The organism is Stenotrophomonas sp. YJH_SMC_25, from assembly GCF_059369595.1.
In genome coordinates this window covers 57,880-75,311 of the sequence record NZ_JCAFSV010000012.1, presented here as the reverse complement: position 1 = coordinate 75,311, position 17,432 = coordinate 57,880, and the positions used below count along the sequence as shown (strand labels likewise).

Annotated in this window: 15 protein-coding genes; 7 read left to right on the top strand and 8 right to left on the bottom strand. The window is 67.2% G+C overall.

All coding sequences use genetic code 11. The annotated features are described in order from the left end of the window. The 4 genes from AC5P7E_RS16275 (at position 1) to AC5P7E_RS16260 (ending at position 4,983) form a co-directional block, all read left to right on the top strand. On the top strand, positions 1-1,122 hold the full coding sequence (locus AC5P7E_RS16275; protein ID WP_114618974.1) for a hypothetical protein: 1,122 nt from the start codon (positions 1-3) through the stop codon (positions 1,120-1,122). Between the two features lie 37 nt (positions 1,123-1,159). Beyond that, positions 1,160-2,773 (top strand): hypothetical protein, encoded by a 1,614-nt coding sequence (locus AC5P7E_RS16270; RefSeq protein WP_099473872.1) that lies wholly within the window; start codon positions 1,160-1,162, stop codon positions 2,771-2,773. Positions 2,774-2,827: 54 nt separating this feature from the next. Next, positions 2,828-3,724: an oxygen-dependent coproporphyrinogen oxidase gene (hemF, locus tag AC5P7E_RS16265; RefSeq protein ID WP_088429546.1), complete on the top strand. Its 897-nt coding sequence runs from the start codon at positions 2,828-2,830 to the stop codon at positions 3,722-3,724. 95 nt (positions 3,725-3,819) lie between these two features. Continuing rightward, entirely contained in the window at positions 3,820-4,983 is a 1,164-nt protein-coding gene (locus AC5P7E_RS16260) for a hypothetical protein (RefSeq protein WP_114618975.1), read from the top strand. Positions 4,984-5,025: 42 nt separating this feature from the next. Here the strand turns inward: AC5P7E_RS16260 and AC5P7E_RS16255 are convergent, their stop codons facing one another. After that, entirely contained in the window at positions 5,026-5,505 is a 480-nt protein-coding gene (locus AC5P7E_RS16255; protein WP_005411626.1) for a DUF421 domain-containing protein, read from the bottom strand. 340 nt (positions 5,506-5,845) lie between these two features. Continuing rightward, positions 5,846-8,620, bottom strand: a complete 2,775-nt coding sequence (gene polA / locus AC5P7E_RS16250) for a DNA polymerase I (protein WP_024957710.1) — start codon at positions 8,618-8,620, stop codon at positions 5,846-5,848. Positions 8,621-8,718: 98 nt separating this feature from the next. Here polA and AC5P7E_RS16245 point away from each other — a divergent pair, with 98 nt between their 5' ends. After that, positions 8,719-9,003, top strand: coding sequence for a DUF2782 domain-containing protein (locus tag AC5P7E_RS16245; protein ID WP_005411628.1), 285 nt, complete (start codon positions 8,719-8,721; stop codon positions 9,001-9,003). 257 nt (positions 9,004-9,260) lie between these two features. Here AC5P7E_RS16245 and AC5P7E_RS16240 read toward each other — a convergent pair whose 3' ends face one another. Next, a complete protein-coding gene (locus AC5P7E_RS16240) occupies positions 9,261-9,707 on the bottom strand; it encodes a universal stress protein (protein ID WP_005411629.1) in 447 nt (148 codons plus the stop codon). Between the two features lie 185 nt (positions 9,708-9,892). On the opposite strand from AC5P7E_RS16240, the gene AC5P7E_RS16235 reads away from it, so the two are divergent. After that, positions 9,893-10,039 carry a hypothetical protein gene (locus AC5P7E_RS16235; protein ID WP_005411630.1) on the top strand — a complete coding sequence of 49 codons (147 nt, stop codon included), beginning with the start codon at positions 9,893-9,895 and terminating at the stop codon, positions 10,037-10,039. Positions 10,040-10,087: 48 nt separating this feature from the next. Here AC5P7E_RS16235 and AC5P7E_RS16230 read toward each other — a convergent pair whose 3' ends face one another. Next, positions 10,088-10,642 (bottom strand): hypothetical protein, encoded by a 555-nt coding sequence (locus tag AC5P7E_RS16230; RefSeq protein ID WP_043034430.1) that lies wholly within the window; start codon positions 10,640-10,642, stop codon positions 10,088-10,090. 255 nt (positions 10,643-10,897) lie between these two features. Between AC5P7E_RS16230 and AC5P7E_RS16225 the strand changes: the two genes are divergently transcribed. Further along, on the top strand, positions 10,898-11,524 hold the full coding sequence (locus tag AC5P7E_RS16225; RefSeq protein WP_024957802.1) for a hypothetical protein: 627 nt from the start codon (positions 10,898-10,900) through the stop codon (positions 11,522-11,524). A gap of 91 nt (positions 11,525-11,615) precedes the next feature. Here the strand turns inward: AC5P7E_RS16225 and AC5P7E_RS16220 are convergent, their stop codons facing one another. The 4 genes from AC5P7E_RS16220 to cls all read right to left on the bottom strand — a co-directional run bounded on the left by AC5P7E_RS16220 (position 11,616) and on the right by cls (position 17,200). Next, a complete protein-coding gene (locus AC5P7E_RS16220) occupies positions 11,616-11,942 on the bottom strand; it encodes a low molecular weight protein tyrosine phosphatase family protein (RefSeq protein ID WP_049396047.1) in 327 nt (108 codons plus the stop codon). Between the two features lie 170 nt (positions 11,943-12,112). Next, positions 12,113-14,305: a DNA helicase II gene (uvrD, locus tag AC5P7E_RS16215; protein ID WP_049396046.1), complete on the bottom strand. Its 2,193-nt coding sequence runs from the start codon at positions 14,303-14,305 to the stop codon at positions 12,113-12,115. A 9-nt stretch (positions 14,306-14,314) separates the two neighbouring features. Next, entirely contained in the window at positions 14,315-15,736 is a 1,422-nt protein-coding gene (locus tag AC5P7E_RS16210; RefSeq protein ID WP_099473878.1) for an FAD/NAD(P)-binding protein, read from the bottom strand. Between the two features lie 45 nt (positions 15,737-15,781). Further along, the gene (gene cls, locus AC5P7E_RS16205; protein ID WP_005414897.1) at positions 15,782-17,200 is read right to left on the bottom strand and encodes a cardiolipin synthase; all 1,419 of its coding nucleotides are present in this window, start codon (positions 17,198-17,200) and stop codon (positions 15,782-15,784) included. Positions 17,201-17,432: the final 232 nt, after the last annotated feature.

Here is a 17,432-nt window from a genome sequence, read left to right as displayed (position 1 = left end):
TTGCGCTTTTCGACCCTTCTCCCCGCATTGCTGCTGTTGACTGCGCTGCCTGCCGGCGCCGATGCGCTGCAATGTGGCGAATACCGCAGCGCCGATGGCGGCATGGCGCTGGTGTTCACCACTCCCGGCAGCGGCTACCACCACGATGAGGGCAGCGAGCCACAGCCGCTGTGGGTTGATCGCGGTGCGGCACAGACGCGGTTGGTCATGCTCGACGATGGCGTGGCGCAGCCGATCCGGATCAGCGCCGATGGGCAGCGCATCGAGCACGACGGGGTGGTGCTCTACACCCTGCGCCAGCCCCGCGCCTGCGCCAGCGAGCCCAGCGCGATGGACGGCAGCTGCCGCGCCGCCGGCAGCCACTGCGTTGCACGGCTGCCCACGGCCTCACCCGGCCAGGCCCAGCGTGCGTGCAGCGAAGGCGTTGGCGCGGGCTGCTCGGCGCTGCTGCGCCAGCTTCGCGATGGAACAACTGCAGTCGGCAGCGATGACACCAGCCCCGCGCGCTTCGAACGCCCGCCCATCTGCCGCGAACACACGCCCGGCCATGACCCGCGGGCCTGCGAGACGCTGACTGGCGATGCGCTGGCCGCCGCCATGCAGAAGGTCGGTGAACGCCTGCAACAGGAAGACGAAAACATGCCGGATTCACCGCTTCCGGCCGCTGCACGCGATCGCCTGCAGCAGTTGTGCCTGCAGCACCGCAGTGGCCGCTTCTGCGTCGAACTAGCCGCACAGCAGCTGATCGCGCTGGAGCCCGCATTGGCGGTGCAGGCGCTGCAGGTGGTCTGCGATGCCGACCGCGCCAGCGCCTGCGAACGCATCGCACCGCTGCGCGGTCCCGGCGCTGACCTGCGCCTCGTCCCGGCCCAGCAGGTGCCCTGCGGCCGCTACCAGGCCGATGGAGGCGTGATCGACAGGCTCGACTTCGGCGATGGCACCCGGGCCCGCCTGCAGAACGGCGCCATCCACCTGCAGCAGAACGGCGAAACCCTTGTGCTGCGCCAGCTCGGCAACGGCGATCTGCTCGGCATGGATGCGCAGACCGCCTACCAGCGTTACCAGTCCGTGCCCGGCACGGCACAATGCACGGCCCCGCGCGAGGGCCGTGGTTCGCCGTAGCGCCTGGAGTTTCCCGTTCGATCGTCAAGGAGACGACATGCATTCACCCGCACCGCGCCAGCGCTGGCTGGCCTGGGCGCTGCTGCTGGCCGCACCGATGGCCGCCGCACAGTCACCGCAATGCGGCCTGTTCAAGGCCGACGAAGGCAGCAGCACGCTGCGCATCAGCTCACCCAACCGTGGCGAGCAGAAGCACTTCGGCAGTGCACCGTCTCCGGTCGCGTTCCAGCAGATCGACGGGAAGCTGCAACTGGTGAACCTGGAGTACGGCCTGCCCAGCCCGCTGCAGGTACGTGATCGTGGCCGCACGGTCGAGGTGGATGGCACGACCTACATCCTGCTGACCCCCGAACAGTGCGCCGCCGCAGCCACGCCGGCTGAAGGCAGCTGCCTGGCCAATGCCGTGGCCTGCCTGGACAACCGTCACGAAGCCACTCCGGCCGCGCTGGAAGCAGGGTGCCGGGAAGGCGTGCCCGGCATGTGCCTGCAACTGGCTGATCGTTGGCATGAGGAGGCTAAACCTGTCGTCGAAGCCGATCCTGTCCAGCAGAAGGCGGCCCTCGACGCCGCCCTGTCCGGTATCAAGCTCCCCGCTGCCTGTGACAACGGTGGCTTCGAACAGGAAACCCCGGCATGTGCCGCCGCGCTCAAGGCCGACCCCGCAGTGCAGGCGCAGCTGGTCAAGGCCGCGATGACGGCAGCCATGACCGAAGCCATGGTGACGATGACGGCGCCGACCGTGCCGGTGATCATTCCGGCTGAGCGGCGGCAACAGTTGTTGCGGCTGTGCCGCGAGGTAGCGCATGGCGGCTTCTGCGAGCGGGTGGCCGAACTGTCCTGGGACGCGGGAGATCCCCTGCTGGCGGTGCAGGCGCTGGCTGCGGCCTGTACACCGGGCAACGACACCGCCACCTGCGAGCGTCTGCCGGCGTTGCAGGCGCTGGGCGCATCATTGCAACCGCAACCGGCAACGGCCCTGCCCTGCGGCAACTACCGGGCCGATGGCGGTCTGATGGACACGCTGGACTTCGGTGACAACGGCCTGGTCGGCGTTGGCTGGAACAGTCATCTCCGCGCCCGCGTCGAAGAGGGCGACATCCGCATCCGCCACGACAGGGGCGGCGACTTCGTGCTGCGTCCGCTGCCTGGCGGCCAACTGCTGGGCCTGGATACCTCGACCCGCTTCCAGGTGTTCACCCCCACTGGCGATGGCCCGGGCCGCTGCAGTGCACCGAAGCAGTACACCGTGCTGCCGCTACCCCAGGATTGCCCGCAGGCGCTCGCTACCGGCGGGGCGGAAGCCTGCTGCGCGCAGGGCAAGCTGCAGGGCTGCAACGTACTCGGCAACCGCCTTGCGCTGTCCGGGCACTGGCTGCAGGCCGCCGAGCACTACACCACGGTCTGCCGCGCCGGCGTCCGCGAGGGCTGCGAGAACCTGGTCACGGCCCAGGGCAACGATGCCGAGGTGGATGCACATGCACTGCTGGACCGGCTGTGCAAGGCCGACCGCAGTGGCCTGCACGTGGCCTGCGACGTGCTCGGCACCCAGAACTGGGAACTGATCGATCTGGGCCGCGCGCTGCAGAAGGCGGCCGATGACGCGGCATCAGACAACACCCCGCCGCCACGCCATTCCAACCGCAAGCGCTGAGCCAGCCAGGGCCTGTCCTCAGCTTCGGGCGGGCCCTGCGGTAAAGTACGCGCCATGAACGAATTCGAGCGCGTGCGCGCCTACCTCACCGACCTGCAGGACCGCATCTGTGCGGCGATCGAGGCCGTCGATGGCCGGGCCCGCTTCCAGGAAGACCTGTGGCAGCGTGCCGAGGGCGGCGGTGGGCGCACCCGCGTGCTGCGCGACGGCGCGGTGTTCGAGCAGGCCGGTATCGGCTTTTCCGATGTGTCCGGCAGCCGCCTGCCGCCGTCGGCCTCGGCCAACCGCCCGGAACTGGCCGGCGCCTCCTGGCGCGCCACCGGCGTGTCGCTGGTGTTCCACCCGCTCAACCCCTACGTGCCGACCACCCATGCCAACGTGCGCTTCTTCCAGGCGCAGCGCGATGGTGAAGTGGTGGCCAGCTGGTTCGGCGGCGGCTTCGACCTGACCCCGTTCTATCCGTTCGACGAGGATGTGCAGCACTGGCACAAGGTGGCACGCGATCTGTGTGCGCCGTTCGGCGACGAACGCTATGCCGCGCACAAGCGCTGGTGTGATGAGTACTTCTTCCTGCGCCACCGCAATGAAACGCGCGGCGTCGGCGGGCTGTTCTTCGACGACCTGCACGGCGACTTCGAGCGCGACTTCGCTTATCTGCGTGCGGTCGGCGATGGTTTCCTCGACGCCTACCTGCCGATCGTGCAGCAGCGCAAGGACACCGCGCATGGCGAGCGCGAACGCGAGTTCCAGCTGTACCGCCGCGGCCGCTACGTGGAGTTCAACCTGGTCTACGACCGCGGCACGCTGTTCGGCCTGCAGAGCGGCGGCCGCAGCGAGAGCATCCTGATGAGCCTGCCGCCGCGGGTGCGCTGGGAGTACGGCTTCGCCCCGGAAGCGGGCAGCGCCGAGGCGCGCCTGGCCGACTACCTGGTGCCACGCGACTGGCTCTGATCTTCCGGCGCCACGCCTGACGCGTGGCGCCTTCTCGCGCCTGTGGTGCGCCCCGCACCGGACAGGCCCTGCTCACTTCCTTCAAGGATGACCCCATGCCCGCTGCTGTTTCCCCCCGCCCCCGCGCTGTGGGCTGGCGCTCCCTGCTGTTGCTTGCATTGGCCTCGGCCAGCCTGCCGGCCGCCGCTCAGTCGATGGCCTGCGGCACCTACAAGGACAGCAGCGGCAACACCACGCTGACCCTGGAGAGCGAAGGCCACGGCTTCCTGTCCGGCCCCTACCAGGCCACCGAGGAACTGCGCATCGCCCGCCAGGAAGACGTGCTCGGTACCGGCAACCTCTCCACGGGCCAGCTGGAAAACTGGTACTTCTCGGACAACGACCGCACGATCAGCACGCCCTATCGCGAGTTCGCCCGTGAGCACGCCGCCGCCTGCAAGACGATGCCGCAGCCCGTCGAGGACGGTTGCGTGATGAACACCTCCGAGTGCCTGGAGGCGCTGCCAGAGGCCGCACCCGTGAAACTGCACGCCTGGTGCGCCGAGGGCGTGGGCGCAGCCTGCATGCGCCTGCTGGAGACCTACCAGCAGCAGGCCAAGGACGCAGCGCCCAGAAAGGAAGAACCGCCGATTCCCGAGATCTGCAGGGAGGAGCTGCCCTCGTTCGACGCCGAGGGTTGCATGACGGCAGCCAAGGAGATTGCCTCGGAAATGATGGGCAAGGCCCTGCTCGGCCTGCAGCATTCCGTGGATGCGCCTCTGCCACCTGCACAGCTTGATGAACTGATCGACCTTTGCCGCGTGCAACAGGGCGAAACGTTCTGCGCCGACACCGCCGAAACCTTGTGGAGCAGTGGCCGCCTGCAGCAGGCCCGCGATGCGCTGCAGCGATCCTGTGCACAGCGCGCGGATGCCCTGGCCTGCGGTCCGGCCAAGGACCTTGCCGTTCTCGCCAGCGCCCCCGCGGCAGCGCTCACGCCGGTGCCGGCCGCCGCACTGCCCTGTGGCAGCTTTGAAGCCGAGCGCAGCGTGCTGTCGCAGCTGCGTTTCCTCGAGGGTGGTGTGGTTGAGGCCGGTGGCCGCGAACAGCCACTGCGGGCAAGCCTGAGCGACGGCCGCATCCTCATCCACCGCGATATCGGCAGCGACTTCGTGCTGCAGCTGCTGCAGAACGGCAACCTGGTCGGTATCGACAGCGGCAATCGATTCGCCTATTACGAGCGCAAACCGGCGGCCGGCACTACCCGCTGCACACCGTGAATGATGCCCTGTAGCGCCGAGCCCATGCTCGGTGCTGCACGATCAGGTGCCCTTCCGCGGAAGGATGGTGATGTGCCCGGTCGTCTCCAGCAGGGCGATCTGCACGTCTTCGATCTGCAGCCCGCCCTGCTGGCGCAACGCAGCATCGAAATCGGCCCGGCTGATCAGTTCGCGGCGGAGAACACCCTCCAAAAGCCGGCCATCGCGCGCGATTACGGTAGGTTCTCCCTCGATCATCCGCTCCATGCGTCGATTCCGGGTGGTCAGCCAGCCCACCCCATAGTTGAGCAGGATGAGGGTCGCGGCCAGCAGCAGGCCGCCGCCCAGCGAGGTATCGGTGCCCAGCAGCGCGTTCTGCACCGCATTGCCCAGCAGCACGATCAACAGCACGTCGAAGGGCGTGATCTGCCCTAGAGCCCGCTTGCCGCCAAGCCGGACCATGCCCAGCACCACGACATAGACCACCACCGCGCGCAGGATGAACTCCCACCAGGGCATTGCCAGTGCAAACAGATCGGGCATGGTCTTCCCCTGTGGAACGGTAGCCCAGCCTAGCACCAAGGATCTGACCCCATCCCTGGTGCTGCGGCGGCACAAATAAAAAGCCCCGCTGACCAGGGGGAGGTCAACGGGGCCGGGGAACGGGCACTTGGGGAGGAGTCCCCGTTCCGAGATCTGCTCCAGGGGATGGGAGAGATCCACAACAGGCGTTGCGCCTGTCGAGAGTTATAGAAGCACTCCGAACACTAACGGTTCGTGAAGGGGCCCAATTTAATGAACCTCGATCAGGACAACATTCATGATCGAGTCAGAAACCTCTGACGGATGAACGAATTCACGTCGTTTTCGGCCTGAAATACCCTCAGTGCGCTTCGTCCCAGTTGTTGCCGACGCCGGTATCGACCACCAGCGGCACCCGCAGTTTGGCCGCTTGCGACATGCGCTCGACCACCTGCAAACGCAAGTCTTCAACGAAACTGCTTTCGGTTTCGAACACCAGTTCATCGTGCACCTGCAGGATCATCCGTGCCGGTGCGCCGCTGTCACGCAGCCACTGGTCCACGTCCACCATCGCGCGTTTGATGATGTCGGCGGCGGTGCCCTGCATCGGCGCGTTGATCGCCGCGCGTTCGGCACCGGCGCGCAGGCCCTGGTTACGTGCATGAATGTCGTTCAGGTACAGGCGACGACCAAACAGGGTTTCCACATAGCCCTGGTCGCGGGCCTGCTGGCGCATCCGCTCCATGAAATCGCGCACGCCCGGGTAGCGGCTGAAGTACAGCGCCACGTAATCCTGCGCCTGGCCGCGGTCGATGCCCAGGTTGCGGGCCAGGCCGAAGGCGCTCATGCCGTACATCAGCCCGAAGTTGATCGCCTTGGCGGCGCGGCGCTCGTTCGGCGTCACTTCCTCCAGCGTACGCCCGAACACCTCGGCGGCGGTGGCACGGTGCACGTCGGCACCCTGCTCGAAGGCGCGCACCAGGCCCGGGTCCTCGGACAGGTGGGCCATGATCCGCAGCTCGATCTGCGAGTAATCGGCGGCCAGCAGCTGGAAGCCCTCCGGGGCGATGAACGCGCGGCGGATGCGGCGACCATCCTCGGTGCGGATCGGGATGTTCTGCAGGTTCGGGTCCGACGAGGACAGGCGGCCGGTGGCGGCTCCGGACTGGTGATAGCTGGTATGCACGCGGCCGGTGTCCGGGTTGACCATCTCCGGCAGCTTGTCGGTGTAGGTGCTGCGCAGCTTGGCCAGCCCGCGGTACTCCAGGATCACGCGCGGCAGCTCGTGCTGGTCGGCAATCGCCTCCAGCGCCTCTTCATTGGTGCTGGGCTGGCCCTTGGGGGTCTTCACCACCGCCGGCAGCTTCAACTCGTCGAACAGCACCGCCTGCAGCTGCTTGGGCGAATCCAGGTTGAAGCTGCGCCCGGCCAGCTCGGTGGCTTTCTGCTGCGCGGCCAGCATGCGCGAAGACAGGTCCTGGCTCTGCCGGCGCAGTTCGTCGGTGTCGACCCGCACGCCGTTGGCTTCGATGCTGGCCAGCACCGGCACCAGCGGCATCTCGATGCCGCGGTAAACGCTGTCCAGCGCCGGCTCGGCCAGCAGCTGCGGCTGCAGCGCGTGGTGCAGGCGCAGGGTGATGTCGGCGTCCTCGGCGGCGTAGCGGCTGGCCTCGTCGATGCCCACCTGCGAGAACGGAATCTGCTTGGCGCCCTTGCCGGCCACGTCCTCGAACTTGATGGTGCTGTAGCCCAGGTAGCGCAGCGCCAGCGAATCCATGTCGTGGCGGGTGGCGGTGGAATTGAGCACGAAGCTCTCGAGCATAGTGTCGTCGTGGTAGCCCTGCACCTGCACGCCGTGGCGGCGCAGCACGTGCAGGTCGTACTTGCCGTGCTGGCCCAGCTTCTTCTTCGCCGGGTCCTGCAGCACCGGGCGCAGTGCGTCCAGCACCTGCTGCATCGGCAGCTGGGCCGGCGCACCCGGGTAATCGTGGCCGACCGGAATGTACGCCGCCCTGCCCGGCTCGACGGCCAGGCTGATGCCCACCAGCCGCGCGCGCATCGCGTCCAGTGCATCGGTCTCGGTATCGAAGCTGATCAGGTCGGCCTGCTGCAGGCGTTCGACCCAGGCCTGCAGCTGCTCGGCGCTCAGCACGGTCTCGTATTCACCCGGCGCGGACAGTGCCGGATCCAGCGTGCCGGCGGCGGGCGCCTCGACGCTGCCACGCGCGAAGCCGGCCGCAGTGCCGCGCAGGCTCGGGGTCGCCTCGCTGGCGGCCACCGGTGCCGGCACCGGCGCACCCAGCTCCTTCAGCGCCTGGGTGAAGCCGTAGCGCGCATACAGCTCGGTCAGCTCCGGCACGTCCTGCTCGCGCAGGGCCAACGTGGTCGGGCTGGCGTCCAGCGCCAGGTCGGTGCGGATGGTCACCAGCTCGCGGTTCAGCGGCAGACGCTCCAGCGCCGCGCGCAGGTTTTCGCCGATCTTGCCCTTCATGGTGGGCGCGGCCGCCATCACCCCATCCAGGTGCTGGTACTCGGCCAGCCACTTGGCAGCGGTCTTCGGCCCGCACTTCTCGACGCCCGGCACGTTGTCGACCGCGTCGCCCATCAGCGCCAGCAGGTCGATGATCTGGTCGGCGCGCACGCCGAATTTCTCCATCACCGCCGCATCCGAATCCATGCGGCTGCCGGTCATGGTGTTGACCAGCTCGATGCCCGGGCGCACCAGCTGGGCGAAGTCCTTGTCGCCGGTGGAAATGGTCACCTTCAGGTCCTGCGCCAGGCCCTGGAGGGCCAGCGTGCCGATCACATCGTCGGCTTCCACGCCGGGGACGCGCAGGATGCTGATGCCCAGCGCCTCGACGATGCGGCACATCGGCTCGACCTGGCTGCGCAGCTCATCGGGCATCGGCGGGCGGTTGGCCTTGTACTGGTCGTACAGGTCGTCACGGAAGGTCTTGCCGGGCGCATCGACCACGAACGCGACGTAGGCCGGGCGTTCCTTCAGCGTCGAACGCAGCATGTTGACCACGCCGAACAGTGCGCCAGTGGGTTCACCCTGTGCATTGGACAGGGGCGGCAGCGCGTGGAACGCGCGGTACAGGTAACTGGACCCGTCGATCAGGACTAATCTGCTCATGGGCCGATTCTACGCGCCCGTGCCTGCACCGCGACGACACGGCACGCACCTGGCGATGGGGCATAATCAGGGCTCTCTCCAGGCAAAGGCCCCCGCCGATGAAGACCCTGATGCTGGCTTCCCTGCTCCTGCTCGCTGGCTGCGCCAGCATGGGTGGCGCAGGTGCTCCCCCGGTGGACGTCAAGGGCGCCGATGTCTCCAAGCGCACCATGGACAACGGCGATGTCATCGAGGAATACCGTGTGTCCGGCCAGCTGCGCATGGTCAAGGTGACGCCATCGCGCGGTGCTCCGTTCTACATGTACGACAAGAACGGCGATGGCCGTTTCGACAACGACAAGGACGGTGTGTCGCCGGTGTACTGGAAGCTGTACAGCTGGTGATGTGACCGGGGTCGGATCCCTCTCCACAGGAAAGGGCTCTGACCCCTCAAGGCCATCGGCACGGCCCATCCACGCATGGCGTGGATCTACCGGGACAACGAACGTGGATCCACGCCATGCGTGGGTGACCGCCTATCAGTAGATCCACGCCATGCGTGGATCCGCCCCCCGATCCCCGACAAAAAACAACGCCGGCGCGCATCCTGCGGCCGGCGTCGGGTCCCCTCCCCGGGAACGCTTGAATCAGTGGGTGTGGATCAGCGGATGACCAACACCGGCAGCGTGCTGCGTGCCAGCACTTCGGCAGTCTGGCTGCCCAGCAGCACGCGGGTCACGCCACGGCGGCCGTGCGAGGTCATCACGATCAGGTCGCTGTTGCGCTCGCCGGCGGTCTCGATGATGCCGTCAGCTGCGTAGCGGTCCAGCACGTGCACCGGATTGGCGGTGATGCCCTGCTCGGCCGCCTTGGCCAGCGCCGGCTGCAGCACCTTCTGCGCGCCTTCCTCGCGGTCGGCCTTGTACTCGGGGCTGTTCATGTAGCCCACGCTCCAGCCCATGGCGTCGTACATGCCGACGGCCCACGGCTCGGAGACAGTCACGATATCGACCTCGGCGTTGAGGTCCTTGGCCAGCTCCAGGCCCTTGGCCAGGCCCTTGTCGGCCAGCTCGGATCCGTCGGTGGCAATCAGGATGCGCTTGTACATGGTGGGGCTCCGTAGCGATCTGCCAGATGGGAACGACACCATTGCACACCGGATGTGCAGGCCGTGCCTTGAGCAGAATCAATCCGGCGCCGCGCATTGGCGTGTGCGCACCGCCCGCTTGCACGCACCGGTCGGGCGGCGCATGCTCGGCGGGCGGCGCACTGCCGCGCCCAAGGACGACCGACATGCAGGACAACAAGCCGCCCGTCTGGAGTTCCCAGAAGTCCATCATGGTCGCCGCGATCATCGCCTTGGCGGTGCTGTTCGGCGGCTACCAGATCGGCAAGGACATGGCGCTGCGCGACAACGCCCGGCAGTCAGCCGGCCGATAACCTGCTGCCGTAGAGTCGAGCTTGCTCGACTCTACAGCGCCCCTACCTTCAGGCGATCTGCACCACGCGTGCGTTCTGGCACAGCGGATAGCTGCCCACGAATCCGGCAATCGCATCACGCATCGCTTCGAACGATTCGCCGTACATGTACAGCGCGGTTTCGGTCGGGCCCTGCCACCAGCTGCAGATCTCGCCCAGGCCGTCGATGTTCTCCGACAGCTGTTCGAACACGTGGTTGGAATCGCACTGCTCGTAGACTTCGTCCGGCAGGTTCAGGCCATCCAGGTAGATGCCCAGCCCCTCGGTCACGCCGAAGCTGCGGTCGGCTTCACCCGCGCCCTGCAGCTGCGAACCCTTCGGTGCACCCAGCTGTTCCAGCAGGTCGATCAGCTTCGGCACGCCGTCCGCATCGACCAGCGCCACTTCGATGTCGCCGTACTCGACTTCACCGAGGTCGGATATTGCAGTGCCACCACCGGTCAGCTCGCCCACCTGGGCCGCCTGCAACAGCGCGTCGAGCGGGTCCTCGAACAGTTCGTGACGATGCTCGGGCTGCAGCCGGGCGTTCAACTTCACGGTGACGTGCAGCGTGGGTTCGGTCATGGGGGCGTTCCTGGAGGATGTCAGGCCCCATTGTAGAGTCGAAGGGAGCGGCAGGAGCCGCTGCCAACGTCGCTTGCGACCGCCCAAAGGGTGCCGGTCAGGACGACCGGCATAGCCATGCTCGACTGCATTTTGCTCGTCCCAGTAGAGCCACGCCTATGCTCGGCTGCCCCGCTGTGACCAACGCCACTCCCGCTGCCTGCGAGCCACGCGATAATGCGCGTCGCAAGGACACCATTCCAACAGGGGGAATACATGAAGTCGATCATTGGTCTTTCGCTGCTGCTGCTCCTCACCGGCTGCGGCATCCGCACCGAAGTGGTGCGCGTGAACGTGCCCGATATCCGGGTGAATCCCGAAGAGGGTCCGGTAGTGGTGGTGGGGCCGGTGCGCGACGTCCGTCCGGTCTATTACCCGGAAGTTGCGGCAGCCGACCGTGCGAAGAACATTGCCGGGGTGGTTCGTCAAGGCAACGGCGTCCTTGTCTCCATCGAGTCCACCACAGCGGCGGACAAGACACGCGCAATCATGATCCAGGCATTGCGAAACATGGGCTATCGCACCGCCGATCAGTGCGAAACCTCATGTACGCAACTGGAGGCCTCGCTCACCGATTTCTCGGTCAAGATGCCGGCGAACTTCTTCCGGATGGTGTCATCCACACAACAGATGCTGGCCGACATTTCGGTGCAGGTCGTTGCGCGGAAGGAAGGCCAGACCCGTACCTTCACCGCCACCGGGCATGGCGCGAACATCTTCCAGGTGCCATCACGCGAGAACTGGGAAATCGCACTGGAGCGCGCGGTAAAGAGTTTCACCAGCAGCCTGCAGCAGTCGATGTCCGAACAGGATGCGACGGCCGGTTCAAAGGCGCAGGACTGACGCTCTGTCTTTCTGGTAGACCCGAGCCATGTTCGGCTGCCTTTCCCGCCAGAAGCAGCCGAGCATGGGCTCGGCTCTACACCACCAACGCTCAACGCAGGAACGGCGCCACCTTGCGCTTCAGCAACTCCACCAGCACCGGGTCCATGTAGTCGTAGTCATCCGGGATATCCAGGCAGATCACCCGCTTGTCCTTCAGCCACGGCTTGTAGCGGCTGGACAGCCGGTTGCGGTGAGCACGCTCCATCACGAACACGATATCGGCCCACTGCAGCAGCTCGGGGCTGAGCACTTCCTCGGCATCGGCCAGCAGCCCGGCCGATGCGGTTTCGATGCCCGGCCACTCGGCGAACACCTGCTCGGCCGTCGGGCTGCGCAGGCGGTTCTGGCTGCAGAGGAAGAGCACGTTGCGGGTCATGGCTGCAGCGTATCGGGGTCGGATCCCTTTTCCAACGGAAAGGGGCTCTGACCCCATACGTGTAACGTCCAACCGCTTTTGTAGAGCCGGGCCTATGCTCGGCTGTTCTTCCCCGCCAACAGCAGCCGAGCATGGCTCGGCTCTACAGGGATCCCGCCCCCCGACGGTGATCAGATCACCGTCAGGTTGGCGTAGGCCATCACCAGCCACTTGCTGCCGGCGTCGGCAAACTCGACCTGCACGCGGGCGTGGGCGCCGCTGCCTTCGTAGTCGGTCACCATGCCTTCGCCGAACTTGGGATGGGTGACCAGCGCGCCGAGCTTGACCGGCGGCGCCTCGATCGAGGCATGGCCCATCACCCGGCTGGCACCCATCGAGGCCGGCCGCGAGACCTGTACCTTCGGGCGCACTTCGTGCAGCAGTTCGCGCGGGATCTCGCGCAGGAAGCGCGACGGCAGGCTGTAGTTGTCCTGGCCGTGGATGCGGCGCGACTCGGCATAGCTCAGCACCAGCTTCTGGCGCGCGCGGGTGATGCCGACGTAGGCCAGGCGGCGCTCTTCCTCCAGCCGCCCGCTTTCCTCCAGCGAACGTGCGCTGGGGAACAGGCCGTCTTCCATGCCCGCCAGGAACACCAGCGGGAATTCCAGGCCCTTGGCCGAATGCAGGGTCATCAGCTGCACGCCGTCCTCGCCGGCCTGCGCCTGGCCTTCACCGGCCTCCAGCGCGGCGTAGGCCAGGAACGCGACCAGCTCGTCCATGTCCTCGCCCACTTCCTCGATGTCGTCGGCGCGGCGCACGAAGCGCGAAGCGACCGAGACCAGTTCGTCGAGGTTGTCGGTGCGCGATTCCGAATCCAGCGAATTGCGGCTTTCTTTGCTCCAGTGCTCGCGCAGCTGCGAGCGGGCCAACACGTGGTCCACGCGCTCGGCCAGGGTCATGTGCACGGTCTGCGCCTGCAGCTCGTTGACCAGCCCCAGGAAGCCGGCCAGTGCATTGCGCGCGCGTGCGGCCAGCGCGTTGCCCTGGGTGACCAGCATCGTTGCTTCCCACAGCGAGATGCCCTGCGCGCGCGCCTCGCGGCGCACTTCGTCCAGCGTGCGGTCGCCGATGCCCCGGGTAGGCGTGTTGACCGCGCGCTCGAAGGCGGCGTCATCGTTGCGGTTGGACAGCAGGCGCAGGTAAGCCAGCGCGTCCTTGATTTCGGCACGTTCGAAGAAGCGCATGCCGCCGTACACGCGATAGGGCACCTGTTCGCTCAGCAGCGCCTCTTCCAGCGCGCGCGACTGCGCGTTGCTGCGGTAGAGCACGGCCACTTCGGTGTAGCTGCCACCGTCGCGCACCCACTGGCGGGCACGCTCGACGATGTAGCGCGCCTCGTCCATCTCGTTATACGCCGCGTACAGGTCGATCGGTTCTCCGTCGCCACTGTCGGTCCACAGCTGCTTGCCGATGCGATCCGGGTTGTGCGCGATCACCGCGTTGGCGGCGCCGAGGATGTTGGCGGTGGAGCGATAGTTCTGTTCCAGGCGGATGGTCTGCGCACCTGGGAAATCACGCAGGAAGCCCTGCACGTTCTCGACCTTGGCGCCGCGCCAGCCGTAGATGGCCTGGTCATCGTCGCCGACCACGAACACGTGGCCGGAATCGCCGGCCAGCACGCGCACGAAGGCGTACTGGATGGCATTGGTATCCTGGAACTCGTCCACCAGGATCTCGCGGAAGCGGGCACGGTAGTGCGACAGCAGCGCCGGGTTGTCGCGCAGCAGTTCATGGGCGCGCAGCAGCAGCTCGGCGAAGTCGACCAGGCCGGCGCGGTCGCAGCGTGCCTGGTATTCGATATAGGCCTGGCGCATGGTTTCCAGCCACGCATCATGCGGCTCGGGCTGGATGTGCTGCGGGCGGCGACCCTCATCCTTCTGTTCGTTGATCCACCAGGCGATCTGCTTGGCCGGGTACTTGCCGTCGTCCAGTTCCAGCGCCTGCACCACGCGCTTGACCAGCCGCAGCTGATCATCTGAATCCATCACCTGGAAGCCTTCGGGCAGCTTGGCGTCCTGCCAATGCAGGCGCAGCAGGCGGTTGGCCAGGCCGTGGAAGGTGCCGATCCACATGCCGCGGCTGCCATTGGGCAGCTGCGCGTCGATGCGGTGGCGCATTTCACCGGCCGCCTTGTTGGTGAAGGTCACCGCGAAAATGCCGTGGGTCGGCACGCCTTCGACTTCATGCAGCCAGGCGATGCGGTGGGTGAGTACGCGGGTCTTGCCGGAACCGGCACCGGCCAGCACCAGGTGGTGGCCGGGGGGAGCGGAGACGGCTTCGCGCTGGGCCGGGTTCAGGCCATCAAGCAGGTGGGAGACATCCATGCCCCCATTTTACGGCATCGCCGTCGCGGCTCCTGCGACCACCTGGGTGGCCAGTGCCTGCGCCTGCTGACGCAGTTCAGGCACCGCCAGGCTTTCCCACAGGCTGCCGATGCGCAGGCTGCCGAGCACGCCCAGCCGTGCCTGCGGCTGGCCACCAGCGGCACACAGGCGGTCGCCCGGCACCGTGCTGTCCAGGCCCAGCCCATGCGGGCCGGGGCGGGCCAGGCCATCGGCCTGCAGCTGCTGCAGCAGCGGGTTGCGCAGCGCACTGGCACGGGTTTCCACGCCGGTAGCGTTGATCACGCCGCTGATCGTCCACTGCTGTTCATTGCCGGAGGCATCGCGACCCCACAGCCGCAGGGCATCGCCTTCGCGGCCGACGCGTTGCAGGCGGGACCGGTGGATACGCAGTTGGCCGCTTTCGATCAGCGCCTGCAGCTGTGCGTCGACCTCTTCGGCGATGCGGTGGCGATGCACGTCCCAGTAGCGCACCACATGGCGCAGGAAGCGGCGCTGGTCGGCCGCGTCGAGGCTGCACCACAGCGCCTGCCCGTGCGGACGGATGCGGTCCATCACGCCCTGCCACGGCAGGCCGTCGGCCTGTGCCTGGTGTGCGAACCCACGCAACGCGCGCAGGCGCTGACGCAGGTTCATCGGCAGCAGCGTGGCCGGGTCGAACGTGGGCAGGCCACCATGCGCATGCGGCAACGGCAGCAGGCCGTGGCGCGAGATCACATGCAGCGGGCCGGTGTGGCCGGCGGCGACCAATGCCAACACGGTGTCGGCCATGCTCAGGCCGGAGCCTACGATGGCCACGGCCTGCTCGCCGGCCAGGGTGCGTACGCCGTCGTAGTCCCAGGCCTCGATCACGTCATCGGCGGGCAGTGCCTCGGCACCGGCCACCGGCAGCGGCCGCATGCTGTTGCCGGTGGCCAGCACCGCCTGCGCGGCGTGCAGCGTGCTGCCATCGCCGAGTGTCAGCTGGTAGCCATGGTCATCCGGCTGCAGGCCCAGCACCGGCTGCGCGATCACCTGCAGCTGTGCCGGGCTGGTCGCAGCGGCCTCCTGCAGGCGCTGCTGCAGGTAGGCAGCAAAGTAGTGGCGGCACACATAGCGCTCGCCCAGCACCTCGCGCGCCTCGCCCGGGTAGGCATTGGCGGCCATCAGGTAGTCGAGGAAATCGCCGGGCTGGTCGGCAAACGCACTCATCTTCGCCGCCGGCACGTTCAGCAGATGCTCCGGCCATGGCGTGGCATAGGCGATGCCCTGGGCCAGCTGCGAGGCGGGTTCGAAGATGGCCAGCGCCAGCGGCGCCTTGGCCTGGCGCAACACCTGGATCGCCACCAGCACCCCGGCCGCACCACCACCGATGATTGCCAGGTCCAGTTCGCCATTACGCGGTGAATCAGTCATGTGCCGATTGTAGGCCATCGGCGATGACGGGCCGGATTGCCGGAATGGGCGGCCGGCATTGCTTCACATCAACGCATCGGCCAGCCGTGCAATACCTTCGCGGCTGCGCCGCCACGTGGGACGGCTGCGCCACTGCTGCAGGTCCAGCTGCCGCGACTCGCGCAGGTAGCCGTCCTCGATCGCGCACAGCTGCTGGACCAGCGCGCGGTCGTAGCAGATCAGGCCGATCTCGGCATTCAGCGCGAACGAGCGGATATCCATGTTGATGGAGCCGAGCACGGCGATGTCCTCATCCACGCTCATGTGCTTGGCGTGCAGGAACTGCGGCTCGTACAGCGCGATGCGCACGCCACAGCGCAGCAGTTCATCGTAGTAGGCCTCCTGCGCCCACGACGTCAGCCGCTGGTTGTTGCTGGCAGACAGGATCAGCTGCACCTGCACGCCGGACAATGCGGCGATACGCAGCGCACTCAGTGTGGCTTCGTCAGGCACGAAGTACGGGGTGACCATCACCAGCCGGCGTCGCGCCAGGTGGATCAGCGCGGCTACCGCGTCTCGCGCGTTGCTGTACGGGTAGGCCGGGCCGCTGGGCAGCAGCTGGGTGGCGATGTCGTCGCCGCATTCGGGCACATCGGTGATCACATCCAGGCGCTGGCCGGTCTCCATGTACCAGTCGCTGGCGAATACGGCTTCCAGGTGCGCCACCGCCGGGCCGCGGACGCGCGCCACCAGTTCGCGGTTCGGGTGGCCCGGCACGAACTGCGGGCCCGCCAGGTTCTGCGAACCGACATAGGCCACTTCGTTGTCGATCACCGCGATCTTGCGGTGGTTGCGCAGGTCCATGCGTCCGCTGCGACGCCAGCGCAGGCCACCGGGCAGCATCGCGCGCACTTCGATGTCGCGCGCCTGCAGGCGCTTGCGATAGGCGCGCAGGCCACGCTTGGCGCCCACCGCATCGAGCAGCACGCGGCACTGCACGCCACGCGCGGCGGCACGCTGCAAGGCCTCGACAATGGCCTCGCCGACCGCGTCGTCGAACATCAGGTAGTACAGCAGGTGCACGCGGTCTTCGGCCTGGTCGATGTCGGCGATCAGCGTGTGCAGCGACTCGTCGTAGTCGGTCAGCAGATCGACGGCGTTGCCGTGTACCGGCATGAAATCGCCTTGGCGCTGCACCAACGGCACGATCTCGGCGCTGGCGGTGTCGGGCTGTGGGGTCCAGCGCAGGCGATGCTGCAGCGCCTGCTCCTCACGGATCACCTGCGAGGCCTCGGCCTGGCGGCGGATGCGCTCGCGCGACAGCCACGGATGGCCGAACAGCAGGTACAGCGGCAGGCCCAGCAGCGGTACGAAGCCGACCAGCAGCAGCCAGCTGCGCGCCGCGCCGGGCGTGGTGCGGGTGGGAATCCAGCACAGCGCGACCAGCCGGATCAGCCAGTCGATCAGCAGCAGGTAGGAACCCAGCAACCACTCGAACAGCATCGTGTCGCCCGTCGGGAGGTGATGGGCCATTCTGCCCAGCGGGGTGTGTAGAGTCGAGCTGCGCTCGACTGCGTTGAAGCAGCGTGCCAACCAAGGTTGGCACCTACCGGGGGGTGGAGGGAGTGTGCCGACCAACGGTCGGCACCCACAGGCGCCCACCACGGGAACATCGGGCATGAAAAAACCCGCCACAAGGGCGGGTTTCTTCGCGGGGACCAGCAATCCTTGCGGA